This window comes from Loktanella fryxellensis, assembly GCF_900110065.1.
GTDB classification, from domain to species: domain Bacteria; phylum Pseudomonadota; class Alphaproteobacteria; order Rhodobacterales; family Rhodobacteraceae; genus Loktanella; species Loktanella fryxellensis.
On record NZ_FOCI01000016.1, the window covers coordinates 45870 to 71245 of the forward strand.

Annotated in this window: 25 protein-coding genes; 15 read left to right on the forward strand and 10 right to left on the reverse strand. The window is 67.2% G+C overall.

Annotated elements, in window-relative coordinates:
- Positions 1–3: 3 nt before the first annotated feature.
- A complete protein-coding gene (gene xseA / locus BMX16_RS12370; protein WP_089903998.1) occupies positions 4–1479 on the reverse strand; it encodes an exodeoxyribonuclease VII large subunit in 1476 nt (491 codons plus the stop codon).
- 70 nt (positions 1480–1549) lie between these two features.
- Here xseA and purD point away from each other — a divergent pair, with 70 nt between their 5' ends.
- Positions 1550–2812 carry a phosphoribosylamine--glycine ligase gene (gene purD / locus BMX16_RS12375; RefSeq protein WP_089904002.1) on the forward strand — a complete coding sequence of 421 codons (1263 nt, stop codon included), beginning with the start codon at positions 1550–1552 and terminating at the stop codon, positions 2810–2812.
- 136 nt (positions 2813–2948) lie between these two features.
- Here the strand turns inward: purD and BMX16_RS12380 are convergent, their stop codons facing one another.
- From BMX16_RS12380 to BMX16_RS12400, 5 genes are all read right to left on the reverse strand, one after another.
- Complete coding sequence (locus tag BMX16_RS12380) at positions 2949–3458, reverse strand: CarD family transcriptional regulator (protein WP_089904005.1); 510 nt, start codon at positions 3456–3458, stop codon at positions 2949–2951.
- Between the two features lie 195 nt (positions 3459–3653).
- Entirely contained in the window at positions 3654–3989 is a 336-nt protein-coding gene (fdxA, locus tag BMX16_RS12385) for a ferredoxin FdxA (RefSeq protein ID WP_089904009.1), read from the reverse strand.
- A gap of 52 nt (positions 3990–4041) precedes the next feature.
- Positions 4042–4428 (reverse strand): RNA-binding S4 domain-containing protein, encoded by a 387-nt coding sequence (locus BMX16_RS12390; protein ID WP_089904012.1) that lies wholly within the window; start codon positions 4426–4428, stop codon positions 4042–4044.
- A gap of 7 nt (positions 4429–4435) precedes the next feature.
- Positions 4436–7411, reverse strand: a complete 2976-nt coding sequence (locus BMX16_RS12395) for a helicase-related protein (protein ID WP_089904015.1) — start codon at positions 7409–7411, stop codon at positions 4436–4438.
- 26 nt (positions 7412–7437) lie between these two features.
- Positions 7438–8106 carry a tetratricopeptide repeat protein gene (locus BMX16_RS12400; RefSeq protein ID WP_245731522.1) on the reverse strand — a complete coding sequence of 223 codons (669 nt, stop codon included), beginning with the start codon at positions 8104–8106 and terminating at the stop codon, positions 7438–7440.
- A gap of 78 nt (positions 8107–8184) precedes the next feature.
- Here BMX16_RS12400 and BMX16_RS12405 point away from each other — a divergent pair, with 78 nt between their 5' ends.
- The 6 genes from BMX16_RS12405 to BMX16_RS17640 all read left to right on the forward strand — a co-directional run bounded on the left by BMX16_RS12405 (position 8185) and on the right by BMX16_RS17640 (position 14703).
- Positions 8185–8472, forward strand: a complete 288-nt coding sequence (locus BMX16_RS12405; protein ID WP_089904018.1) for an SCP2 sterol-binding domain-containing protein — start codon at positions 8185–8187, stop codon at positions 8470–8472.
- Positions 8472–9407, forward strand: a complete 936-nt coding sequence (locus tag BMX16_RS12410) for an alpha/beta fold hydrolase (protein ID WP_089904021.1) — start codon at positions 8472–8474, stop codon at positions 9405–9407. Before BMX16_RS12405 ends, BMX16_RS12410 begins: the two co-directional genes overlap by 1 nt.
- Before the next feature lie 212 nt (positions 9408–9619).
- Positions 9620–10723, forward strand: coding sequence for a ligase-associated DNA damage response exonuclease (locus tag BMX16_RS12415; protein ID WP_089904024.1), 1104 nt, complete (start codon positions 9620–9622; stop codon positions 10721–10723).
- Between the two features lies 1 nt (position 10724).
- Complete coding sequence (locus BMX16_RS12420) at positions 10725–12314, forward strand: ATP-dependent DNA ligase (protein WP_089904027.1); 1590 nt, start codon at positions 10725–10727, stop codon at positions 12312–12314.
- Between the two features lie 71 nt (positions 12315–12385).
- Complete coding sequence (locus tag BMX16_RS12425) at positions 12386–14218, forward strand: M3 family oligoendopeptidase (protein ID WP_089904031.1); 1833 nt, start codon at positions 12386–12388, stop codon at positions 14216–14218.
- Positions 14215–14703: a GNAT family N-acetyltransferase gene (locus BMX16_RS17640; RefSeq protein ID WP_089904034.1), complete on the forward strand. Its 489-nt coding sequence runs from the start codon at positions 14215–14217 to the stop codon at positions 14701–14703. The genes BMX16_RS12425 and BMX16_RS17640 overlap by 4 nt, the downstream gene beginning before the upstream one ends.
- Here the strand turns inward: BMX16_RS17640 and BMX16_RS12435 are convergent.
- Complete coding sequence (locus tag BMX16_RS12435) at positions 14700–15662, reverse strand: Gfo/Idh/MocA family protein (RefSeq protein WP_089904037.1); 963 nt, start codon at positions 15660–15662, stop codon at positions 14700–14702. The two genes, BMX16_RS17640 and BMX16_RS12435, sit on opposite strands and share 4 nt — an antisense overlap.
- A 179-nt stretch (positions 15663–15841) precedes the next feature.
- Here BMX16_RS12435 and tpiA point away from each other — a divergent pair, with 179 nt between their 5' ends.
- Positions 15842–16585: a triose-phosphate isomerase gene (gene tpiA, locus BMX16_RS12440; protein ID WP_089904040.1), complete on the forward strand. Its 744-nt coding sequence runs from the start codon at positions 15842–15844 to the stop codon at positions 16583–16585.
- A gap of 80 nt (positions 16586–16665) precedes the next feature.
- On the opposite strand, the gene BMX16_RS12445 is transcribed toward tpiA, so the two are convergent.
- Complete coding sequence (locus BMX16_RS12445) at positions 16666–17526, reverse strand: cobalamin B12-binding domain-containing protein (protein WP_089904043.1); 861 nt, start codon at positions 17524–17526, stop codon at positions 16666–16668.
- A gap of 176 nt (positions 17527–17702) precedes the next feature.
- Between BMX16_RS12445 and BMX16_RS12450 the strand changes: the two genes are divergently transcribed.
- A complete protein-coding gene (locus tag BMX16_RS12450; protein ID WP_089904045.1) occupies positions 17703–18851 on the forward strand; it encodes a cytochrome P450 in 1149 nt (382 codons plus the stop codon).
- 126 nt (positions 18852–18977) lie between these two features.
- Here the strand turns inward: BMX16_RS12450 and BMX16_RS12455 are convergent, their stop codons facing one another.
- Positions 18978–19439: an Lrp/AsnC family transcriptional regulator gene (locus tag BMX16_RS12455; protein WP_089904049.1), complete on the reverse strand. Its 462-nt coding sequence runs from the start codon at positions 19437–19439 to the stop codon at positions 18978–18980.
- 136 nt (positions 19440–19575) lie between these two features.
- Between BMX16_RS12455 and cysG the strand changes: the two genes are divergently transcribed.
- The 6 genes from cysG to BMX16_RS12485 are packed head-to-tail and all read left to right on the forward strand — an operon-like array spanning position 19576 to position 25055.
- The gene (gene cysG / locus BMX16_RS12460) at positions 19576–20973 is read left to right on the forward strand and encodes a siroheme synthase CysG (protein WP_089904051.1); all 1398 of its coding nucleotides are present in this window, start codon (positions 19576–19578) and stop codon (positions 20971–20973) included.
- Complete coding sequence (locus tag BMX16_RS12465) at positions 20973–21272, forward strand: DUF2849 domain-containing protein (protein WP_089904053.1); 300 nt, start codon at positions 20973–20975, stop codon at positions 21270–21272. The genes cysG and BMX16_RS12465 overlap by 1 nt, the downstream gene beginning before the upstream one ends.
- Positions 21273–21275: 3 nt before the next feature.
- On the forward strand, positions 21276–22946 hold the full coding sequence (locus BMX16_RS12470; protein ID WP_089904055.1) for a nitrite/sulfite reductase: 1671 nt from the start codon (positions 21276–21278) through the stop codon (positions 22944–22946).
- Positions 22936–23694, forward strand: a complete 759-nt coding sequence (locus tag BMX16_RS12475; protein ID WP_089904077.1) for a phosphoadenylyl-sulfate reductase — start codon at positions 22936–22938, stop codon at positions 23692–23694. Before BMX16_RS12470 ends, BMX16_RS12475 begins: the two co-directional genes overlap by 11 nt.
- A gap of 43 nt (positions 23695–23737) precedes the next feature.
- Positions 23738–24145 carry a DUF934 domain-containing protein gene (locus tag BMX16_RS12480; RefSeq protein ID WP_089904057.1) on the forward strand — a complete coding sequence of 136 codons (408 nt, stop codon included), beginning with the start codon at positions 23738–23740 and terminating at the stop codon, positions 24143–24145.
- Positions 24146–24203: 58 nt separating this feature from the next.
- The gene (locus BMX16_RS12485) at positions 24204–25055 is read left to right on the forward strand and encodes a ferredoxin--NADP reductase (protein ID WP_089904060.1); all 852 of its coding nucleotides are present in this window, start codon (positions 24204–24206) and stop codon (positions 25053–25055) included.
- 53 nt (positions 25056–25108) lie between these two features.
- Here the strand turns inward: BMX16_RS12485 and BMX16_RS12490 are convergent.
- Positions 25109–25376: integrase core domain-containing protein (locus BMX16_RS12490; RefSeq protein WP_143058024.1), on the reverse strand; the 268-nt coding region annotated here is incomplete at its 5' end.

The window sequence follows — 25376 nt, forward strand, 5'->3', positions numbered from 1 at the left end:
CCCCTAGGCCTTGATCGGCGCCACCGGCACGCGCCCGTCCGCGAACTCGATCTCGACGCGGGTGGCGTGCCGCACCGCATCCACCCCGGTCGCCAACTGCCCATCCGCGCGCACCACGGCATAGCCGCGCCGCAGCGTCTCTCGGTAGCCGAGCGTTTCGCGCAGACGGTCGAGCGCATCGAGACGGTTGCGCTGCCGCTCGATATTGGCGTTCGCCCGGTCGGACAGCCGCTGTACGCGGACCTGCAAGCGTTCGCGCGCGCGCCCCAGATCGGGCGGCGCCACCCGCAGGGTTCCCAGTTTGACCTGCGCCTCGGCCAGCCGCCGCGCCAGCGCCGGGTCCAGACGCTGCGCCAGACCGTCCAGACGCCGCCGCTGTTCCGCAAGCCCGCGGTGCAGCAGGCCGGGTCGCAGCGCCGCATCCGCCAGCCGCACGCGGCTGCGCCCCGTCGCCGCCGTCAGGGCGGCGGGCAACCGCTCGCCCAGATAGTCCAACCGCTGCCGTGGCCCCTGCAAAAGCGCATCCTTTTGCGGCAAGGCGCGGCTCAGGTCGCGGACCCGCTGCTGGCGCAGCGTGACCGCCTGCGCCACGGCGCGGCGCAACCGCCCGCCCTGCGCATCCAGCGTCGCGAACAGATCCAGCCGCACCGGCACCGCCATTTCCGCCGCCGCCGTGGGCGTGGGCGCGCGCCGGTCGGCCACGTAGTCGATCAGCGTCGTGTCCGTCTCGTGCCCCACGGCGGATATCAGCGGGATGCGGCTGGCAAAGACAGCGCGCGCCACGATCTCTTCGTTGAAACCCCACAGATCCTCGATCGACCCGCCGCCGCGCGCGACGATCAGCAGGTCCGGGCGCGGCAACGCGCCACCCGGCGTCATCGCGTTGAACCCGCGAATCGCCGCCGCCACTTCTGTCGCACAGCGCGCACCCTGCACGGCGACGGGCCACACCAGCACCTTGCGCGGGAACCGATCGCGCAGGCGGTGCAGGATGTCGCGGATCACCGCGCCGGTGGGCGAGGTGACGACGCCGATCACCTCTGGCAGAAACGGCAGCGGCTGCTTTCGCGCGCTGTCGAACAGTCCTTCGGCCTGCAACTGCGCCTTGCGCTTTTCCAGCATCGCCATCAGGGCACCGGCCCCTGCGGGGGCGATGTCGTCGATGATGATCTGATACTTCGACTGGCCGGGGAAGGTCGTCAGCTTGCCTGTCGCCACGACCTCCATCCCCTCCTCCGGCAGTTGCGGCAACGCGTCCGCCCGCCCCTTCCAGATGATGCCGGAGATCACGGCGCGGTCGTCCTTCAGGTCCAGATACATGTGCCCGGACTTGGGACGCATGACGCGACCGACCTCGCCACGGATGCGGACATGACCGAACTCGCCCTCGATCACCGCCTTGATCGCACCGGCGATCTCGCTGACCGTGAACTCCGGCCCATTGCTGGCCGGTGTGGTGGCGTGTTCGAACAGGTCCATCGCGGTGCCCTTGTGATGTGCGCATCCGCACCCTAGAACACGCGCCATCTGGGGCCAAGCGGAGAGCGGCGTGAACATCCTTATCCTGGGATCAGGCGGGCGCGAACACGCCCTTGCCTGGGCGATCCTGCAGAACCCCAAATGCGACCGCCTGATCGTGGCCCCCGGCAACGCGGGGATCGCGCAGCTCGCCGAATGTGCCGCCCTCGACATCCTCGACGGCGAGGCGGTCGTGGCCTTTGCCACCGACCACGCCGTCGACCTCGTGGTCGTGGGGCCGGAGGCACCTCTGGCGGCCGGTGTCGCAGACATTTGCCGCGCGGCAGGGCTTGCAGTTTTCGGACCTTCTGCAGCTGCCGCGCGGCTGGAATCGTCAAAAGTTTTCACAAAAGCGATCTGCGCCGCCTGCGACGCGCCGACCGCCGCCTATGCCCATTTCATCGACGCCGCCGCCGCCCGCGCCTATGTCGCCGCACAAGGCGCGCCGATCGTGGTCAAGGCCGATGGCCTCGCCGCGGGCAAGGGCGTCGTCGTCGCAATGACGATGGCAGAGGCGCTCGCTGCCGTGGACGACATCATGGGCGGCGCCTTGGGTGACGGCGGGGCCGAGGTCGTGATCGAAGCGTTCATGACCGGCGAGGAGGCATCGTTCTTCGTTCTTTGCGACGGCACGACCATCCTGCCGGTCGGCACTGCGCAGGACCACAAGCGCGCCTTCGACGGCGACACCGGACCCAACACCGGCGGCATGGGGGCCTACACCCCCGCCCCGGTGATGACGCCCGCCGTCACGCAGGCCGCGATCGACCGGATCGTGCGACCTGTGGTCGCTGAAATGGCCGCCCGTGGCACACCCTTTACCGGCGTCCTCTTCGTCGGCTTGATGATCGAGGCCGGTGCCCCACGGTTGGTGGAGTTCAACGTCCGCTTCGGCGACCCGGAATGTCAGGGGCTGATGATGCGGCTGGGCGGCCAGATCCTCGACCTGCTGCAGGCCTGTGCTACCGGGCGTCTGGACACCCAGCAGGTCCATTGGGCGGACGATCACGCGCTGACGGTGGTGATGGCCGCGAACGGCTATCCCGGTGCCTACGCCAAGGGCAGCGCGATCCGCGGTCTCGACACCCTGGCCGAGGACAGCTTTCACATGACGTTCCACGCTGGCACCGCCCAGCGCGATGGCCGGATCACCGCCGATGGTGGTCGTGTGCTGGGCGTCACCGCCCGTGGCGCCACGCTGAACGAGGCGCGCGATCGCGCCTACGGGATGGTCGATGCGATCGACTGGCCGGACGGGTTCTGCCGCCGCGACATCGGCTGGCGCGCCCTGTAACCCATCATCTTGCCTGAAATATTCCCGCCGGAGACATCGGGTTTTCCCTTTGGAAAACCCGACCCCCATCCGCTGGAGGAAAGAAAGGCCGCACCCTCCCAAGTGCGGCCTCTCCTCCTCCCCTGACAGGCCGGGCTTACGCCGCGCGACCCACCAGAACCGAACCGATTTCCTCTGCCGCAGCCTTTTCGTCATGGCCCGCGACAGCGGCGATTTCCCGCGTCAGACGCTCCAGTGCGGCCTCGTAGAGTTGCCGCTCCGAGTAGCTCTGCTCGCGCTGATCATCCGCACGATGCAGATCGCGCACGACTTCTGCAATAGCAATCAGATCGCCGGAGTTGATCTTTTGCTCATATTCTTGCGCGCGGCGTGACCACATGGCCTTCTTGACCTTGGCCTTGCCGCGCAGCGTCTTCATCGCGTGGCTGACAACGTCCGGCGTGGACAGGGCGCGCATGCCCACTTCGGTCGCCTTGTGCGTCGGCACCCGCAGGGTCATCTTGTCCTTGTCGAAGGCGATGACGAACAGTTCCAGCTCGAATCCCGCCACTTCCTGCGTTTCGACGGATACGATCCGGCCCACGCCGTGCGCGGGATAGACGACGAAGTCGTTGGGCTGAAAGTCTTTCTTCTTCGATTTGGTCATGGCATTCCTTTCTGCGATCCCGACGGCAAAAGACCCCGGCAACTTGCGTCAACGGGGTGTCACACTTGGTACGGGGATCAGTTCACTGGCAGCATCGTTGTGATCGTATCACAAAATGCCGCATCATCAAAGTACCTTAGCAAACTGGTGAATCAGCAGCCTTTTCAACCCTTTCCGGGCCGACGGATCTGCGAATCAGCCACCCTCGCCAGCGGCTTCGCTGAACAGGTCCATCTTGCCGGTCTTGCCATCCATGTCCTCGGCACCCGGCAGCGGGTCCTTGCGGGTAATGATGACGGGCCACTTTTCCGCATATTTGCGGTTGAACTCGACCCACTTCTCCATGTCCGGCTCCGTGTCCGGGCGGATCGCGTCGGCGGGGCATTCGGGTTCGCATACGCCGCAGTCGATGCATTCGTCCGGGTGGATCACCAGCATGTTCTCGCCCTCGTAGAAGCAGTCCACCGGGCAGACTTCGACGCAGTCGGTGTATTTGCAGGCGATGCAGTTGTCGTTGACGATATAGGTCATGGCAGGATCATCCGGGTCTGGTGTGCGGCCCTGACTAGGCCAGCGGGGTGTATCATTCAAGCGGATTGGGATCGGTCCGGTCGCGCGCGGCCATCATGTCGCGCCGATCCTTGCCCGTGGGTCGTCCGCCACCGTCATAGCGGGGGTTGGCAGGTTCTGCCACGACGGGCGGCGAAAGGTCGTCATAGAGCCCCTGCGCCTCCGGTGCGGGACCACGCCGGGTCCCGCAGGCGAGGATGCGCACGACGCGCACCTGCCGTTCCTGCGCAAAGGTCAGTACGTGCCCCGCCCCCACCTCGCGGGCGGGTTTGGTCACCACCACGCCGTCGACGCGTACCCGACCCGCACCGACGATCTCGGCCGCAATGCTGCGCGATTTGAAGAACCGCGCCTGCCACAGCCACTTGTCGATGCGGATCGTGTCGCGCGCTTCGCTCACGCCCCGCTCACCGGGCCTTGAAGCCTTGCAGGGCGGCGGCGAACGGGTTGTCCGGGTCGATCTTCTTTTCAACCTTGGCCGGTTTCGCGTCGAAGGTCTGCGGCTTGTCCACGGGCTTGGGTCCGCGCGCGCCACCGGGTTTGCCCTGCGGGCGCGCCTGCGGTTTTTCGTGCGGTGTGCCGTCGGCATTGGGCTGTGGCTTGAAGCGCGACCGGTCTGTGGCACCGCTGCGACCTTCGGGCTTGGCGCGACGGCCACCCTCCTTGCGTGGCGCGTCGCCCTCGGTCACGGATGCATCGCCGCGTGTGGCGTCCCGGCGCGGTCCACGATTTCCCTGACGGGCCGCACGACCCCAGGTGAATGTGTAGAAGGTCTCGACCTCGACGGGCTTCGCGTCTTCTTCGCTCTCGGCCAGTTGCGGTGCATCGGCGGGGGGGACCTCCGGCGCGTCGGCGGGCGGGGGCGCGGGGGCATCCGGCGCGGGCGCGTCCGGCGCAGGTTCCTCCACCGGCGCATCCGGGGCAGGCCTGTCTTCGGGCTCGACCGGGACACCCTCGCCGGGGGCGTCACCGGGTTTGTTGGTCGCGGCTGGCGCGGATTTCGCGGCCTTGAACTTGGGCCGTTCCGCCTTTTCCGCATGATAGCCGAGTCCGCCCATCAGATCGGCGAACTGATCCAGCGTGGTGCCGGTGATCGACAGCATCTCTGGCACGGCCTCGAATCCCGCCTTGCTGTCACGGTCGCGGAGCAGGTCGGCCAGCCGTTCCAGCATGTCGATGCGGATGGCACGGGCACCGGCGGCGCGGTAACCCGCCATCGTGTAATAGCCCTGTGCGGCGGTCGCGTCCGCAGGCACCGTCACCAGTCCCGGCGGCGGGCTTTCGGGGAACTCCTGCAGGCCCTTGGCCAGCGACCACAGCACCAGCCGCAGGCGCGTCGGCGCGGGTTTCAGCAGCAGCGGCTGAAAGATCGTGAACTGGCCGAACCGGATGCCGTGCTTGCGCAGGGCCGCCCGCGCGTCCTGGTCCAGCGCCTTCACCTCTTCCACCACGTCGCTGCGCGAGATGATCCCGAACTGTTCGGCCATCCGGTAGGCGAAGCCGCGCGCGGCACCTGTCAGCGTTTCGTCGTTCTTGAGCGCCAGCAGCGGTTCGAACGCCGTAGCGATCTTGCGGTCGATGAAATGCTGCAGGCGGCGCTGCACCTTGGTGGCCACGTCGGCCCCCGCATCGTCGTCGACGAAGGCCACGACGCGCGGCTTCAGGGGATCGTCGCCCGCCACCAGCTTGCCCACCGCGGCGGTGCCCCACATCAGGCCACCCTGTTCGGTGATGTCCATTTCCGTGTCGGGTGCGTTGTAGAACCGGTCCGCCCGCAGGTGGAACTGCGGTGCCAGCGCCTGCGCGCTCGCTTGCCGCAATGTCTTGGCCTCGTCAGGGCTGCCCGCCTTGTCCATGCGAAAGCGGAAGCCTTCGAGGCGGCCGATGAATTCGCCCTCGACCGTCACTTCGCCCTTGTCGTTCACGTCAGCCAAGAGGCTCTCCTTTTGTTTGAGCCGGCGCAGCAACACAGAGGTGCGCCGGTCCACGAATCTTTGCGTCAACGCGCCATGCAACGCATCCGACAGGCGATCTTCTACAGCGCGGGTGTGGTCGCGCCAATGGCTTTCGTCCCGCAGCCACCCCTTGCGCTGGGCGACGTAGGTCCATGTGCGGATAAACGCCAACCGTTTGGACAGCGTATCGATGTCGCCGTCGTTCCGGTCGATCCGCGCCACCTGCAGCGCGAACCAGTTTTCATCCACATGGCCCGTCTGATGCAGGTCGGTGAATATACGCATGAGCAGGCCCGCGTGTTCCCCCCGACTGATGCCGCGAAAGTCCGGAATGCGGCAGACGTCCCACAACAGCCGCACCGATGGCCCGTCGCTTGCGCGGGCCGCCACGATCTCGTCCGCACCAAGGGCGCGCAGCGCAGCCAGATCGTCGCTTTCGCGCACGCGGGTCAGCCAGTCGTTGTCGGTCCGCGCCTCCAGCGTCTGTAACAGGCGCTTGACCGATCCGAACTGCAGATCGGTGTTGCGCCATTGCAGTCGCTTCAGCGGCGGAAACTGGTGGTTGACGATCTGGCCGATCACGCCCTCGTCGAACTCCTGCGCCTCTCCTGTTACGCCAAAGGTTCCGGACGCCAGATGCCGCCCCGCCCGCCCCGCGATCTGCGCCAGCTCGTCTGGCCGCAATTCCCGCATCCGCGCGCCGTCGAACTTGGCCGTGGCGGAAAACGCCACATGCGTAATGTCGAGGTTCAGGCCCATCCCGATGGCATCTGTGGCGACGAGGTAATCCACGTCGCCATTCTGATAGAGCTCGACCTGCGCATTGCGCGTCCGGGGGCTGAGTGCGCCCATGACGACCGCCGCACCGCCCTTCTGACGGCGGATCAGTTCTGCGATGGCATAGCAATTTTCAACCGAAAAGCCGACGATGGCGGCCCGTGCGGGCATCCGGCTTAGCTTTTTCGAACCAGCGTAGGTCAGTTCCGAAAACCGCTCCCGCCGCTGGATCACGACGCCGGGGATCATCGCCACGATGGCCTGCCGCATGGTGTCGGCCCCCATGAACAGCGTCTCGTGCAGGCCGCGGGCATGCAGCAGGCGGTCCGTGAACACGTGCCCGCGTTCCGGATCGCCGCACAGCTGGATTTCGTCCACGGCAAGGAAATCGCAACCCAGCCCTTCGGGCATCGCCTCGACCGTGCAGACCCAATAGGCGGTGCGCGGCGGCACGATCCGCTCCTCGCCCGTCACCAGCGCCACGACCCCCGGCCCGCGCGCCTTGACGATGCGGTCATAGACCTCTCGCGCCAGAAGCCGCAGCGGCAACCCGATGACGCCGGTGCGATGGCCCAGCATCCGCTCGATCGCGTGATGGGTCTTGCCGGTATTCGTCGGCCCCAGAATGGCCGTAACGCGAGAGGGTTGCATAGCGTCCCCGCAGGGACGGCGCGGGCTTACAGGGCCAGGCCGTCCAGTGTGACAGTCAGGCGTCGGGCGGCATCAGCGACACCCTCCGCATGGGGGGCAATCCCGAGGATCCGGTCATAGACCTCGAGGGCGTCTTCGGGGCGATCCAGTTCTTCCAGGATCACGGCCAGTCCGCTCATCGCGCCGAAATGGCGCGGGTTCAGGGCCAGCGTCGTCTGAATGTCGGCCAGTGAGGGGCCGATCTGACCGGCCAAGTAGAACGCGGTGGCCCGGCCGTTGTAACCTTCGGCGAATTCGGGGGCATGGTCGATCAGCGCGCTGTAGTGCTGGATCGCCAGCGGGGTGTCGCCCGCCGCCATCGCATCAGCACCGCGTCGCAGCAGCAGGTCCATCGCGGTAGACCCGCTGCGCGACCACATCTCGGCGATCCGGTTCTGGATGCCGGGGGTCGCCTCCGGGTCCGCGTCGGCCAGTTCCGCAAACAGCGCATCCAGTGCGGCCGCATCGGCGCCGGGGGCACCGGGCGCGGGGGTGGCGGGTGCATCGTCGGTGACCGGCGCATCAGGGGCGCCGCCCTGCGGCACCTCGAACCCCGGCGCGGTGCCGCCATCCGGCATCGGCACCTGCGCGGCACCACATGTGGCCCACAACAGTGCGACTGCCGTCACGAAAGGATTGATGCCTGATCGCCGCATGGTCATACCGTGAATGTAGCGTAACCTGCGCCCGATACCAGTGGGCGCACCCTCACAACCACGACAAGGATAACCAGCATGAGCGATGTCATCACACAGGCCGTCGATTCCCTGAACGCCAAGATGGACGCAGGCTTCGACGGCACGGCCAAGTTCGTGATCGAAGGCGAAGGCGCCATCATGATCGACCAGTCCGGCGCCCGCGCCGGCGACGACGAGGCCGACGTCACCATGACCGCCAGCCGTGACACGTTCGAAGGCATCCTGAGCGGCGATGAGAACCCCACCGCCGCCTTCATGTCCGGCAAGCTGACCATCGACGGCGACATGGGCAAGGCGATGCAGCTGGCAAGCGTCCTCGCCTGATGCGGTACGCCCCCCTGCATGCGGATGTCGCAGACGGCCCGGATGCAGGGGCGGCGCATTGGATCAAGACCACCGACCACGCCCGGATCCGGGTCGGGCACTGGGTCAGCGGCGCCGACCGGGGCACCGTCCTGCTGTTCCCCGGCCGTACCGAATACATCGAGAAATATGGTTGCGCCGCCGCTGACCTGCGCGCCCGCGGCTATGCCACGATCACCGTGGACTGGCGCGGTCAGGGTCTGTCGGACCGGACCGCGCCCGACCGCGCCATCGGCCATGTCGCGGACTTCGGCGACTTCCAAAAGGACGTGGCGGCGATGCTGACCCACGCCCGCGACCTCGGCCTGCCGAAACCCTTCTACCTGATCGCGCATTCCATGGGCGGTGCCATCGGCCTGCGTGCGCTGCTCGAGGGGTTGCCCGTGCGCGCCGCTGCCTTTTCCGCGCCGATGTGGGGCATCCGCATGTCCGCCCTGCAACGCCCCTTTGCCTGGGGACTGTCCAGCGCCGCGCGCCGCATGGGGTTCGATCAGCGCATGTCACCCGGTCAGGACCCGGACAGCTACCTGACCCGCGTGGCACTGGCCGACAACACGCTGACCTCCGACCCCGACATGTTCGACTACATGCGGGGCCAGCTGAGCACCTATCCCGACCTCGCCCTCGGCGGCCCGTCCCTGCGGTGGCTGAACGAATCGCTGCGCGACATGCGCCGCATGGCGCGGCTCGACAGCCCCCGCCTGCCCGCCGTCACCTTTCTCGGCACAGCGGAGGCGATCGTCGATCCCGCACGCATCCGCGACCGCATGGCCCGCTGGCCCAACGGCACGCTCGAGATCGTGGACGACGGCAAACACGAGACGATGATGGAACGCCCCGCCATCCGCACCCGGTTCTTCGACACGGCGACACGACTGTTCGACGCGCACCACTGACGCCCACCGCCGACGCACCGCCGCCCGACTGGTGCGCCCGGCTCACCTGCCCTCGCTTTTTTCCAAATACTTCCGCGCGGCGCGCGCCTGCCCTCTCCCCGCACGCCACGGTCGCCCCGGCCATCATCCTGCCCCAAATACGCCCGCCCGAGGCGCACCGCGCACAGCCACCGCGCACTGGCAACGCCCGCCCGGCGCCCTAACTCCCTCGCATGGCTGACGTCCTCACCTTCACCGACCGCGGCATCTACTGCCCCGCTGGCGATTTCTACATCGACCCGTGGCGGCCCGTGGACCGCGCGCTGATCACCCACGGCCACGCGGACCATTCGCGTTGGGGAATGCAGCGCTACCTCGCGACCGAGGCTGCGGCCCCGGTCATGCGTCATCGCCTTGGCGACGTGACCCTGCAGACGATCCGTTACGGCGAGGAGCGTCGCATCGGTGATGCCACCGTCAGCTTCCATCCCGCCGGCCACGTCCCCGGCTCCGCCCAGATCCGGGTCGAGGTCAAAGGCGACGTCTGGGTCGCCTCCGGCGACTACAAGACCGTGGCGGACGGCCTGTCGGAGCCGTTCGAGCCGGTGCGCTGCCATGCCTTCATCACCGAATGCACCTTTGGGCTGCCGGTGTTCACATGGCTGGCCGAGGATGTGCTGACCGCACAGATCAACGGCTGGTGGGCCGCCAATGCCGCCGCTGGGCGCACGTCGATCATCGGCGCCTATGCGCTGGGCAAGGCGCAGCGCCTGCTGACCTGCGTGGACCCGTCCATCGGCCCGATCCTGACGCATGGCGCGGTGGAGAACACCAACGCGGTGCTGCGGGCGCAGGGGATCGCGCTGCCCGACACGATCCGCGTCACGCCGGACACCAAGGGGGCCGACCATCCCGGCGCGCTGGTCATCGCCACGCCGTCGGCGCTCGGCACCACATGGGCGCGGCGGTTCGGCCCCTCCTCCACCGCCTTCGCGTCCGGCTGGATGGCCCTGCGCGGCGTGCGCCGCCGCAGAGCCGCAGACCGGGGATTCGTCGTCAGCGACCATGCGGACTGGGACGGTCTGAACGCCGCGATCAAGGAGACGGGCGCGACCAGGATCTTCGCAACCCACGGCTATACGAGCGCCTTCCAGCGCTGGCTGTCGGAACAGGGCTATGACGCCCATATCGTCAGCACCGAATACACCGGCGAGACGGGCGACGACGCGGATGACGCGCCTGCCGACCCCCCCGCCGCTGGCTCCGACACCGTCGCAGCGGGCGACCCGGCACCCCCGCAAAGCGGGGACGCGACACCTCCGCAAGCGGGCGTGTGAGATGAAGGATTTCGCCGCCCTCTACGCCCGGATCGACGAATCGACCAAGACCACGGTCAAGGTCGCGGCCCTCGCGGACTATTTCCGCACTGCGCCGGACGACGACAAGCTGTGGACCGCCGCTCTGTTTACCGGACGCCGCCCGAAACGCACGATCACCGCCACCCGCCTGCGTGACTGGGCCGCGGAACGCGCGGGCATCCCACTGTGGCTGTTCGAGGAATCCTACGGCATCGTCGGCGATCTGGCCGAGACGATCAGCCTGACGCTGCCACCCGCGACCCACGCCAGCGACCTGCCCCTGACGCACTGGATCATGGAAATCCGGCGCCTCTCGGCCCTTGACGACGCCGCGCGCAAGGCGGGCATCCTGCGCGCTTGGGACAGCTTGCCAGGGTCCGAGCGTTATCTGTTCACCAAGCTGCTGACCGGCAGCTTCCGCGTCGGCGTCAGCGCGAAACTCATGACCCGCGCATTGGCACAGGCCACCGGTGGCGACGAGGCGAACCTGACCCACCGCCTGATGGGCGGCTGGACGCCGGACACCACGACATGGTCCGACCTGATCGAGACGACGGACCCCAGCGCCGACCTGTCGCGGCCCTACCCGTTCTACCTCGCCTATGGGCTGGAGGATCTGGCAGCACTCGGCCCCGCCACGGACTGGTCGGCGGAGTGGAAATGGGACGGCATCCGGGGCCAGTTCATCTTGCGCGGCGGCGAACACCACCTGTGGTCGCGCGGCGAGGATCTGATGACCGACCGCTTTCCCGAACTTGCGCAACTGCGCGATTTCCTTCCCGACGGCACCGTGATCGACGGCGAGGTGCTGGCCTTTCGCGATGAAACCCCCCTGTCCTTCAACACGCTGCAGGCCCGCATCGGGCGCAAGACCGTGCCGAAGAAGCTTCTAACCGACGCCCCCGTGATCCTGATGGCCTACGACCTGCTGGAGGATGCGGGCACCGACATCCGCGCCCTGCCCTTTGCAGACCGCCGCGCACGTCTGACGCAGATCATCGCCGCCACGCCAGATACCGCCCCGCTGCGCCTGTCGCCCGGCGTCACCTTCAGCGACTGGGACCGCCTGACCGCCGCCCGCGCCACCAGCCGCGAGCGCAACGCGGAAGGGCTGATGTTGAAGCGTCTCGACAGCCCCTACCTTGCGGGGCGCAAGAAAGGCGACTGGTGGAAGTGGAAGGTCGATCCCCTGACCATCGACGCGGTGATGATCTATGCGCAGCAGGGGTCGGGAAGGCGGGCCAACCTGTTCACCGACTACACCTTTGCCGTCTGGGACGGCGACGCGCTGGTGCCGTTCACCAAGGCCTATTCCGGCCTGACCGACGCCGAGTTCCGCCAGATCACCGCATGGGTGCGCAAGAACACGCTGCAGAAATTCGGACCCGTCCGTCAGGTCACGCCGCAGCACGTGTTCGAGCTGGCGTTCGAAGGGATACAGGCCAGCCCGCGGCACAAATCCGGCGTCGCCCTCCGCTTTCCCCGGATGCTGCGCTGGCGCCACGACAAGCCCTTGGCCGAGGCGAACACGCTGGACGATCTGCGCGCCATGCTCGCCGCCCATGGCTAAGTGCCGCACCGCTTGAGGGTCGTCCCCCCAGCGCCTATGTCTGACCCAACCCCTGCACAGGAACCTGTCCGATGATCCCCTTCCCGCACGACGCCCGCCTGTTCGACGCCCACACCGACACGGGCGCCGCGCCCGACCTTGGCCCGCTGCCGGAATGGGATCTGACCGACCTCTACCCCGCACCAGACAGCGCCGAGATCAAACGCGACATGGACTGGCTGGAGGCGGCCTGCGCCAGCTTCGCAGCCGATTATCAGGGCAAGCTCGACACGCTGGACGCGGGCGGTCTGCTGGAGGCGGTGAAACGCTACGAGACGATCGACATCATAGCAGGGCGGATCATGTCCTATGCGGGCCTGCGGTATTACCAGATCACCACGGACGCGGAGCGCGGCAAGTTCATGGCCGACTGTCAGGACCGCCTGACGACCTATACCACGCCGCTGGTGTTCTACAGCCTCGAGTTCAACCGCCTGCCCGACGACCATCTGGCGGGGTTGCTGGCCTCCAATGCCGACCTCGCCCGCTACGCCCCGATTTTTGATCGGATGCGCGCGATGAAGCCGCACCAGCTGTCCGACGAGCTGGAACAGTTCCTGCACGATGCCAGCGTCGTGGGTGCCGCCGCCTGGAACCGCCTGTTCGACGAGACGATGGCAAGCCTCACCTTCGACGTGGACGGCGAGGCGCTGAACCTCGAAGCCACGCTGAACCTGTTGACCGACGCCGACCGCGACCGCCGCAAGGCGGGCAGCGACGCGCTGTCAGCGGTGTTCAAGGAGAACGTGAAACTCTTTGCCCGCGTCCACAACACGCTGGCCAAGGAGAAGGAGATCGAGGACCGCTGGCGCAAGATGCCGACACCGCAATACGGTCGCCACCTGTCGAACCATGTGGAACCTGCCGTGGTCGAGGCGCTGCGCAACGCCGTCGTCGCGGCCTATCCCCGCCTGTCGCACCGCTACTATGCGCTGAAGGCCAAGTGGCTGGGGCTGGACCGGATGCAGACCTGGGACCGCAACGCCCCCCTGCCGCGCGAGGATGATCGCCTTGTGCCATGGGCCGAGGCCGAGCAGATCGTGATGGACGCCTATGCCGGGTTCTCGCCGGAAATGGCGGAGCTTGCGAAGCCGTTCTTCACCGACGGCTGGATCGACGCCGCCTGCAAGCCAGGCAAGGCACCGGGCGCCTTCGCGCACCCGACCGTCACCACCGTGCATCCCTACGTGATGCTGAACTACCTCGGCAAACCGCGCGACGTGATGACGCTAGCGCACGAATTGGGCCACGGCGTCCACCAGCGGCTGGCGGCCGGTCAGGGCGAACTGCTGTCCTCCACCCCGCTGACGCTGGCCGAAACCGCCAGCGTGTTCGGCGAGATGCTGACCTTCCGCAAGCTGCTGGACGCGGCCCGAACCCCCGCCGAACGCAAGATCCTGCTGGCGGGCAAGGTCGAGGATATGATCAACACGGTCGTGCGCCAGATCGCGTTCTACGACTTCGAGTGCAAGCTGCACGCCGCCCGTGCTGCGGGCGAGCTGACGCCGGAGGACATCAACGCCTTGTGGATGAGCGTGCAGGCCGAAAGCCTCGGCCCGGTGTTCGACTTCCACGACGGCTACGAGACGTTCTGGAGCTATATCCCCCACTTCGTCCACTCGCCCTTCTACGTCTATGCCTATGCCTTCGGCGACGGGTTGGTGAACGCCCTCTACGCGGTCTATGCGGAAGGCGATCCCGACTTTCAGGCGAAATATTTCGCCATGCTGCGCGCGGGCGGATCCAGGCATCACAGCGAGCTGCTGGCGCCCTTCGGTCTGGACGCCGCCGACCCCGCGTTCTGGGACAAGGGGCTGGGCATGATCGCAGGCATGATCAACGAGCTGGAGGCGATGGAGGCGTGATTCCGGCCACAGGTGGCGGGGAGGTCACGCTTGCGCCGCTCGACCCTGCCCTGATCGCTGCCTTGCGCACGCTGCGCGTGGCCCCCGGTCAGGTGCAATTCTCCGACCATCCCGCCGATGTGCTGGACGCACCAGAGGCGGGGGCAACCCCTTACGCCATGCTGCGGGGTGGCGTGGTCGTGGGCATGCTGCGCCTTGACACGGCCTTTGCCGCCCATCACCCCTTTGCCGCCCACGGTATCGGATTGCGCAGCTTCATCGTGGGCCTCGCCCATCAGGGCACGGGGGTCGGCACCGCCGCCACCCGCGCCCTGCCCGCGCTGATCGCGGCGCACTATCCGGGCACCCGCACCGTGTGGCTGACCGTCAACCTGCGCAACCCCGCCGCCCGCGCCGTGTATCTGAAAGGCGGGTTCGTCGACACGGGCGAGCATTACCTTGGCGGCGATGCGGGTCCGCAGCACATCCTGCGGCTGGACCTCTAGCCGCGCCCGCCCTTGGCGAACACCATGTCCATCATCGTCTGCGTGCCACGGCTGAACTCCAGTAGGCAGCCATAGGCCTCCCCCCCTGCCGCCGCGCGACCGAAGGCTTCGACCTGCAACACGTAGTGATTGACCGCGGGCCACCGTTCGACCGTGCGCGTGTTGTCGCCCAGATCCAGCACCAGTTCCGCCTGATCGGCCCAGCCCGCGTTGAACGGACAGGTCAGCGTGATGATGCCGGTGTCGCCATGGAACCGGACCGCCTGTGCCGACTGCATCCGCGTGGACACGACCGCGCCATAGGTGAAATCGCCGAAATCCGCCGCCACCTGCGCGAACACGTCGACGCCGTTCTCGTAGTCGATGCGCGCATGGGTGATCGCCACCGGCTCTGCCCCGGTCACGAAACGGGCCGCGCCAAAGGCATAGACCCCGATGTCGGGCAACCCGCCGCCGCCCGTCTCGGGCCGGTTGCGGATGTTCGCGCGGTCGGGGTTGTTGTAGGTGAACACCACCTCCACATGGCGCAACTGCCCGATGGTGCCGCCCTGCAGCAGATCGCGCGCCCGCGCGAATTGCGGATGGTGCACGATCATGAACGCCTCGGCCGCCAGCAATCCGCTGGCATCGCGCGCCGCGATCACGCGGTCGATCTCGTCCGCGTGCAGCGCGATCGGCTTTTCGCACAGCACGTGCTTGCCCGCCTGCAGCGCCTTCACGCTCCACTCCACGTGCAGGTGGTTGGGCAGCGGCACATAGACCGCATCGACATCTGGGTCGGCCAGCAGCGCGTCGTAGCTGTCATGCACCCGCAGGCCCGGCGCGAAATCCGAGAATCCCGTGGCCTTGGCGGGATCGGACGTGGCAAGCGCCACCAGTTCCGCCCCCTTGGCCGCATGGATCGCCGGCCCCATCTGCGTCATGGCAAAGTTCGCAGCCCCCAGAATTCCCCACCGCATCGCACACTCCCGCTGACAGACCGGCCTGCGCGGATCATCCGGCGGCGCCTTTGGCCAGACCCTAGTGAAGGCGCCACGCCGCCTCAACCCGTCTGCCGCAGCAGCACGGCAATACCACGATCCGCCTTCCGATCCGCGTCCGGCCTTGTTACGACAGGACCAACCCAAGGAGGATTCCGATGCGTCGCAAACTCGCTGCCGGCAACTGGAAGATGAACGGCACCACGGCCACCCTCGATCAGGTCAAGGCGCTGACGGATGCGCACCCCGATCCCGCCGTGGACATTCTGCTGTGCCCGCCCGCCACGCTGATCGCGCAGATGGCGTGGGCGCGGGGCAGTCATGCCCTGCAGATCGGCGGTCAGGATTGCCACGCGCAGGACAGCGGCGCGCATACCGGCGACATTTCGGCGGCGATGCTGAAGGATGCAGGCGCGTCGCACGTGATCCTCGGCCATTCCGAACGGCGGGCCGACCACGCAGAGAGCGATGCGGATGTGGCGGCCAAGGCGCAGGCAGCCCACGCGGCGGGCCTGATCGCCGTGATCTGCCTGGGCGAGACGCTGGACCAGCGCGACGCGGGCACGGCACTGGAGGTGGTCACGGTGCAACTGCGGGGGTCGCTGCCTGACGGGGCGACGGCGGCGAACACGGTCATCGCCTATGAGCCGGTCTGGGCCATCGGCACGGGCCGCGTGCCGACCGTGGCGCAGATCGCCGAGGTCCATGGCCGCCTGCGCGTCACCCTGCACGACATGATGCGCGACGCGGACGGGGTCCGCATCCTCTATGGCGGGTCCGTCAAGGCCGAGAATGCAGCCGAGATCTTTGCGGTCGCCGATGTGGATGGCGCGCTGGTGGGCGGTGCCAGCCTTCAGGCTGTGGATTTTGCGCCTATCGTGGCGGCACTGGAACGCGCCTGACGGCGTGCCGGGGGGGGGGTGTCCCCCCCCCATCATTAGCCGCGTCAGCCGCGTCAGCCGCGTCAGCCGCGTCAGCCGCGTCAGCCGCGTCCGGTGCTGTGCGCCAGATTGATCCGCACGGCGACGTCGGCGATGGTCCGCAGCTTTTCCGCCGCTTGATCCAGATCGTCTAGCACCGCATCGACGCCGCACAACTCGGCCGCGTCCTGCGTGTCCAGCACCTTCCCCGCCAGAACGACCGGAACCACCGGCGCCACGATCCGCAGGCCCACGACCAGCCGCGTCAGCGCGCCCACGTCGGCGCAGACGTTGGCCACCAGCACCACCGCGCCAAAACGGGCCGTCTCGGCGCGGTGCAGGATATCGTCGTGTCCCTCGCCCATGGACAGGTCCACGTGCCAGCCACCGCGCCGAAAGATGTTGGCGGCCATCTCGATCCCAAGGGTGTGGCTGTCGCCGGGCAGCAGCGCCAGCAGCACGCGGGAGCCATCGCCGGCAAGTGTGCTTTCTGCCTGATCCAGCACATGGCGCAGACCGCGGATGATGCGGAACAACCGGTTGGACGCCAGCGTCACCTCGACGAAGGACATCTCGTCCTCTTCCCAGCGGGTGCCCAGCACGCGCGCGGCGGCCGAGATGTAGGACAGGTAGATCGTGTTGGCCGAATTGCCGCTGCGCCGCAGGTTGCGCACGATGCGGTCGGCCGCATCTTCATCCGGGGCGGTCAGGGCCGTGCAGAAACGGTCGATCTCCGCCGCGTCGGGGCCGTCTTCGCCTTCGCCGAAGCGCGGCATCCGGAACGCGAGGCGCCGGACCACTTCCATGGCGACATTGCCCACGGCAGCCTCCGGCAGTGCGGTGGTCAGGCGACTGAACTGCGTCTGTGCCTGAAACCAGGCCGCGTGGTCGATGTGCTCGTCGTCCCGCTGCTGGCGTGCCATGCAAATTGCCCCCGTGTGATTTCATCCCCCGCTCCGAATGCGCCGTAGAGGCAGGCGTCCCGTTCATTCGGTATCCGGTCGTATGCACAAACTATCATCGCCGCTGCACCAGAACCTGCGACGTAACGTCACATCCCCTCTTGTAAGGGAACAAAATCGATCCGACAAGTCGCACGATGGAACACATCACCCAATCGCCGACCGATCCCGCCTTTGTGCAGAACCCCTACCCGACCTATGACCGGATGCGCTCATCAGGCCCGCTGGTCTGGTGGACCGACTATGCCATGGCCTGCGCCACCGACCATGCGACCGTCAGCGCCGTGCTGCGCGACCGCCGCATGGGCCGCGAGGTGCCCCCTGAACTGGCCCCGCCCGCAGACCCCGCCCGCGCCCTGTTCGACGGGGTCGAAGCGCATTCCATGCTGGAACTGGATGGTCCGGATCATGCCCGGCTGCGCGGTGCCGTGCTGCGCGCCTTCACCAGTCGCGCCATCGCGGGGCTGGGCGACGGCATCCGTGCGCTGTGCCACGACCTGATCGACCGGTTTCCCACCGGCGATTTCGACCTGCTGGATGCCTATGCCCGCCCCACCCCGGTCATCACCATCGCCCGCCTGCTGGGTGTGCCTGCGGCTGCGGCGGACGATCTGCTGCGCTGGTCCAACGCCATGGTGGCGATGTATCAGGCCCGCCTGACCCCCACGATCATGGCCGAGGCAGAGGCCGCGACGGCAGAGTTCACAGCCTTCCTGCGGGAGCATCTGGCGCACAAGCGCGCCCATCCGGGGACCGATCTGATGACGACCCTGCTGGATACGCCGCTGTCCGAGGAGGAGTTGATCTCGACCTGCATCCTGCTGCTGAACGCGGGTCACGAGGCTACGGTGCACACGCTGGGCAACGGCGTGGCCGCGATGCTGACGGCAGGGGTGCGCCGGTCCGACCCCGCGGCGGTGGAGGAGGTCATGCGCCTCGATCCCCCGCTGCACATGTTCACCCGCTGGGTGCATCAGGACTGCACCGTCGCGGGCCACGATTTTTACCGCGGCGACCGCATCGCCTGCCTTCTGGGTGCGGCCAACCGCGACCCTGCCGTCTGGACCGCGCCGGAGGTCTTCGATCCCGACCGGACCGGGCCCGCGCATGTGGCCTTCGGCGGTGGCGCGCATTTCTGCGTCGGCGCACCACTGGCGCGGATGGAGTTGCAGATCGCGCTCGAGGTGTTGTGGGAACGCTGCCCCGACCTGCGGCTGACGGCGCAGCCGGTCTATGCGGACGTGTATCATTTCCACGGGCTGGAGCGGCTGATGGTGGCGCGATAGGCAAAGACGCCTGCCGCGCAGGGGCGCATCCTTGGCAGGATGATGCACCGGTCGGGCGGCGGTGCGAGGGTGCGCCGCCGCCGGAGGAGTTTGGGTGTCCGATGAAATCGGGTGCGGTGTGCTGCGTCAGAGTGGCAGGGCGATGGTCGACTTGATCTCTTCCATCGACAGCAGGGCGGTCACGGTGTGGACCTTCACCTCCGAGATCAGGGCCTGATAGAAGATGTCGTAGGCCCGTGCATTGGCGACGCGCACCTTGAGGATGTAGTCGATGTCGCCCGCAAGGCGGTGCGCCTCCTGCACCTCTGGTCGGGCGTGCAGCGCGGTCAGGAAGCGGCGCTGCCAGTCCGCGTCGTGTTCCGACGTGCGGATCAGGACAAAGAAGCAGGCGTCGAATCCCAACGCCTGCGCATCCAGCATGACCGTGGTGCGCCCGATGACGCCGGCGGCGCGAAGTTTGCGGATGCGGTTCCACACGGGGGTCTTGGATGATCCGACTTCTGCGGCTATGTCGTCGAGCGACCGGTCCGCGTCGCGCTGCAGGGCAGCGAGGATCTTGCGGTCGGTGGCGTCGATGCGGACATTCATTCCGGCTGATCCTGCGGTTGTGGGACATTCGTGCCGATTTGGCGCTGCACTGGAACGCCTGTGCTTATCTATGGCGTCGGCTAGGCAAAAACCAGAACAATGTTCTATATGCAAGGTCTGCAAAGGAGTTGGTACGATGGATCACTTCCCCGTCTTCATGGCCGTCGCGGGCCGTCGCATCGTCCTGTCAGGCGGTGGTGAAGCGGCCTTGGCGAAACTGCGCCTGATCCTGAAGACCACTGCCCATGTCACCGTGATCGCCGCCGATGCGGACCCGCAGATCGCCGCATGGGCGCAGGCGCGTCGCCTGACCCTGCTGCCCCGCGCGATGGAGCCGGGCGATGCGATGTGCGCCGTGCTGTTCTATGCCGCCAACGAGGATGACGCCGAGGACGCCCGCGTGGCAGCCCTTGCGCACCGCGACGGCGCGCGCGTGAACATCGTGGACAATCTGGCCGACAGCCAGTTCATCACCCCCGCCATCGTGGACCGCGATCCCGTCGTCGTGGCGATCGGCACCGAAGGCGCGGCCCCCGTGCTGGCCCGCCGGATCAAGCGCGATCTGGAAGAGCGACTGCCTGCCGACCTCGGCCTGCTGGCCCGCATCGGCAAGACGTTCCGCACCGCAGCCGACGTGTTGCCGATGGGTGTGAAGCGGCGCGATTTCTGGACCGCGTTCTATGAGCGGGTCGGCCCGCAGGCCGTTGCCGCCGGTGGGGCCGATGCGGTGCGCCCGGCGCTGCAGCGGTTGCTGGACGCCACCCTGCACGCCGCACCCAAGCAGGGCCGCGTCGACCTCGTCGGTGCCGGTCCCGGCGATCCCGACCTGCTGACGCTGAAGGCACGCAAGGCGCTCGATGTGGCCGATGTCGTGATCTACGACCGTCTGGTCAGCCGCCCGATCCTCGAACTGGCACGACGTGAAGCGGTGATGATCGACGCAGGCAAGGAGGGCTTTGGTCCCGGCATGCCGCAAGAGCAGATCCAGGCGCTGATGGTGGAACATGCATCCCAAGGCGCGCACGTTGTGCGGCTGAAGTCCGGCGATCCCACGGTCTTCGGGCGGCTCGACGAGGAACTCGCAGCGCTGGACGCGGCGGGCATCGCGTGGTCCATCGTGCCGGGCATCACCGCCGCCAGTGCCGCCGTGGCGACGCTGGGCCAGAGCCTGACGCGGCGCGGGCGCAATGCGTCGGTGCGGTTCATGACCGGCCACGATACCGCCGGTTTCGCCGATCACGACTGGAAGGCGCTGGCCCGCCCCGGTGAAGTCGCCGCGATCTACATGGGCAAGCGCGCGGCGCGGTTCCTGCAGGGTCGTTTGCTGATGCATGGGGCCGACCCTGCGACGCCGGTGACGGTGGTGGAAAACGCATCCCGCCCGGATCAGCGGGTGCTGCCCACGGTGCTGGCCGATCTGGAACCGACATTGACCGAAGCCGGGATGGACGGTCCCGCGCTGATGCTGCTGGGCCTTGCCCCCCGTGCGGCCTTGGCGGTAACCGCCGATCTGACGCGCGAGGAGTTCGCCTGATGCCCAAAGCCTACGTTCCCAAGGTCGTGACGGCCAATGCCCTGCTGGAGGGCGACGCCGTCTGGCTGACCGCCGACGACCGCTGGTCGCCCGACATGGCCGAGGCCGAATTGCTGATGGACGCCAAGGCGGCGGAGCGGCGGCTGGCCGACGCGGCCAAGCGGCAATCCGAGGTGGCCGGTCCCTACCTCGCCGATGCGGCGGCCACCGACCACGGCCCGGTGCCGGTGCATTTCCGCGAGGATTTCCGCGCGCGGGGCCCCTCCAACTATTTCCACGGCAAGCAGACGGAAGCCTGATCCATGTACAGCTACAGCGAATTCGATGCGGCCTTCGTGCGGGAACGCGTGGCGCAGTTCCGCGCGCAGGTCGAACGCCGCGTGGACGGCAGCCTGACCGAGGAGGAGTTCCGCCCCCTGCGGCTGATGAACGGCCTCTATCTGCAACTGCACGCCTACATGCTGCGCGTGGCGATCCCTTACGGCACGCTGAACAGTCACCAGATGCGGCAGTTGGCGATGATCGCTGAACGCTGGGACAAGGGCTATGGCCACTTCACCACACGGCAGAACATCCAGTACAACTGGCCAAAGCTGCCGGACGTGCCAGACATCCTCGATGCCCTCGCGGACGTCGAGATGCATGCGATCCAGACCAGCGGCAACACGATCCGCAACGTGACGGCGGACCATTTCGCCGGTGCGGCGGCGGACGAGGTCGAGGATCCCCGCCCCTACGCCGAGCTGCTGCGCCAGTGGTCCACCGACCATCCGGAGTTCCAGTTCCTGCCGCGCAAGTTCAAGATCGCCGTGACCGGGGCCGAGGCCGACCGCGCGGTGATCGCCGCCCATGACATCGGGTTGCAGGTGCTGCACCGCGACGGGGCCGTCGGTTTCCGCGTGCTGGTCGGTGGCGGTCTGGGCCGCACCCCGATGATCGGCAAGGAGGTCAGCCCCTTTGTCCCCGTGGCCGACCTGCTGCCCTATTGCGAGGCGATCGTCAGCGTGTGGAACCTGCTGGGCCGCCGCGACAACAAGTACAAGGCGCGCATCAAGATCACCGTGCACGAGCATGGCATCGACGATATCCGCGCGCGGGTCGAAGAGCGTTTCGCGCAGGTGAAGCCCCTGTTCACCGGCGTCGATCAGGCGTTGCTGGCCGACATCAAGGCGGCCTTCGCGCCGCCAGCGTTCAAGACAGCCGACACGGCGGGCTATGACGCCGCACGCGCCGCCGATCCGGTATTCCGCGCATGGTGCGACACCAACCTGACGGCGCACAAGGCGGATGGCTATGCCGTCGTCAGCGTGTCGTTGAAAAAGCAGGGCGCGACGCCCGGCGATGCGTCCGCCGATCAGATGCGCGTATTGGCCGAGCTTGCCGAAACCTATGGTCATGACGAGTTGCGGATCAGCCACGAACAGAACGTGATCCTGCCGCATGTCCACGTGTCCGATCTGACAGCCGTCCATGCGGCGCTGAAGGCCGTGGACCTTGCGACCGCGAACATCGGTCTGATTTCCGACATCATCGCATGCCCCGGCATGGATTATTGCGCGCTGGCGACGGCGCGGTCCATTCCGATCGCACAGCAGATCGCCTTGCGCTTCGACGAGCTGAAGCTGGAGCACGACGTGGGCCCGCTGAAGATCAAGATCTCGGGCTGCATCAACGCCTGCGGGCACCACCACGTGGGCCATATCGGCATCCTCGGGCTGGACCGCGCGGGTGTCGAGAACTATCAGGTCACGCTTGGCGGCGATGGCACGCAGGATGCGGCCATCGGCGAACGCGCGGGACCGGGGTTCAGCGCGGACGAGATCATTCCCGCCATCGAACGGCTGGTTCTCGGCTACCTCGACCTGCGCGCCGACGAGCACGAGACGTTCCTGATGGCCTACAAGCGGCTCGGCATGGAGCCGTTCAAGGCCGCCCTCTACCCGGACAAGGATGGGTCGCGCGATGCAGCCTGAGGAATTGCGGGCCAGCCTCCAGTCACAGGCGGACGCCCTGAACGAGGCCTACAAGCATCATTCAGCCCATGATGTGCTGGAACGCGCGCTCAAGGACCCGGACGTGGGCCAGCTTGCGCTGGTCAGCTCCTTTGGCGCGGAATCGGTGGCACTGCTGCATCTGGTGGCAGTGATCGACCGCAGCACGCCCGTGCTGTTCCTCGACACGCAGATGCTGTTCGCGGAAACGCTGACCTATCAGATGGAGGTGGCCGAACGGCTGCACCTGACCGACATGCGCGTGATCCACCCGGACCCGGCCGAGGTGAGCCGCATCGACCCGGACGGCACATTGAACCAGTGGGACACCGACTCCTGCTGTGCCCTGCGCAAGACGGTGCCGCTGCAACGCGCGCTGGCGGGTTTTGACGGCTGGATCACCGGGCGCAAGCAGTATCAGGGGGCAGCCCGCGCGGCGCTGCCGTTCTTCGAGACGGACGGCACGCACCTGAAGGTCAATCCGCTGGCGCACTGGGACCGCAACGACGTGCAGGACTACATGAACGAGAACCGCCTGCCGCGCCATCCGCTGGTCGCACAGGGGTATCCGTCGATCGGCTGCGCGCCCTGCACCACCCGCGTGGCACCCGGCGAAGACCCGCGCGCGGGACGCTGGCGCAATCAGGACAAGACCGAATGCGGCATCCATTTCGTGAACGGCAAGATGGTCCGCATCCCCGCCCCTGCCCGCAACGCAAAGGCGGGTTGACGATGGACACCCCGATGATGGCGCACCGCGCCGAGAGGACGACATGAGCGTGATCGTGACCGATACGGGCTTTGCCGCCGACGACTTCGACGGCCCCTTTACCGCGCTGGCGGACGTGACCGACGCGGTGCCGGGCGCCGTCGACGTGCCGTCCGACGCGGACCCGCAGGCGGTGCAGGCGGTGATGCAGGCGGGCCTGATCCGCATCGCATTCCCCAGCTTTTCGGACGGACGCGGGTTCACGCTGGCCGCGATGCTGCGGCGTGCGGGCTACAAGGGTCGCCTGCGTGCCCATGGGCATGTGATCGCGGATCAGTATGCGATGGCGCGACGCAGCGGTTTCGACGAGGTCGAGATCTCCGACGATCTCGCCGCCCGCCAACCGCAGGACCAGTGGCTGGCCCGTGCCGACTGGCGCGCCCATGACTATCAGGCGCGGATGCGCGGCTGACACCCCTTCACAGACCTTGACGACAGAAAGGCGTGGCGACATCCGCCGCGAAACCCCGATGACAGATCAATCGACCATGACCGACGAAACCACGGCACGCGCCGTGCCGGCCCTGCCCGACGCCCAGACCGTCACGGCGGTGACGCACTACACCGACCGGCTGTTTTCGTTCCGCGTCACGCGCCCCGCCAGCCTGCGGTTCCGGTCGGGCGAATTCGTGATGATCGGCCTGATGGGCGATCCGCACCCGGAGACAGGCAAGCAGAAGCCGCTGCTGCGCGCCTATTCCATCGCGTCGCCATCGTGGGACGAAGAGCTGGAATTTTATTCGATCAAGGTCGAGGACGGCCCCCTGACCAGTCGGTTGCAGCACATCAAGGTCGGCGATGAGATCATCCTCAAGCCCAAGCCCGTGGGCACGCTGGTGCATGACGCGCTGCTGCCGGGCAAGCGCATCTATTTCTTTGCCACGGGCACCGGGTTCGCGCCTTTCGCCAGCCTGCTGCGCGAGCCGGAAACCTACGAGAAGTTCGACGAGGTCATCATCACCCACACCTGCCGCGACGTGGCAGAGTTGACCTATGGCGCCGATCTGATCGCGGAGCTGAAATCCGACGAGATGATGGTGGAACTGCTGGGCGAAGAGAACCTCGCCAAGATCCGCTATTATCCCACGACGACGCGCGAACAGAGCCCGACCATGGGCCGCGTGACGACACTGATCGAGAACGGCAGGCTCTTTGCCGATCTGGGCGTGCCGCCGCTGGACCCGGCCGTCGACCGTGCGATGGTCTGCGGCAGTCTGGAGTTCAACAAGGACATCGCCGCCCTGATGGAAGCGGCAGGCCTGCGCGAAGGCGCCAATTCGGAGCCGGGCGAGTTCGTGATCGAGAAGGCCTTCGTCGGCTGAACGGAACGTGTCAACGACTTTGAGACAGTGGCGATTGAACTTTAAGCTTGGTTTTACTCCGTTTGCTTTGGTGGGTTGATCCAGACAGCCGTTGGGATGTGAGGCGGTTTGGGTGGTTTGCGGACGAAGCGCTCGGGCGTGTTGAGGAATGCAGTATCGAGGGTTTCCTGGCGTGCAGCATAGATAGCCTTGGCCTGTCCGAAGTGGATCTGATCGGGGGTCATTAACCCGATACCGGCGTGATGATGCTCTTCGTTGTACCAAGTAAAGAACCGGCGGCAGAAGGCGTGTGCCTCGTCGATCGTTTCAAACCGCTTAGGA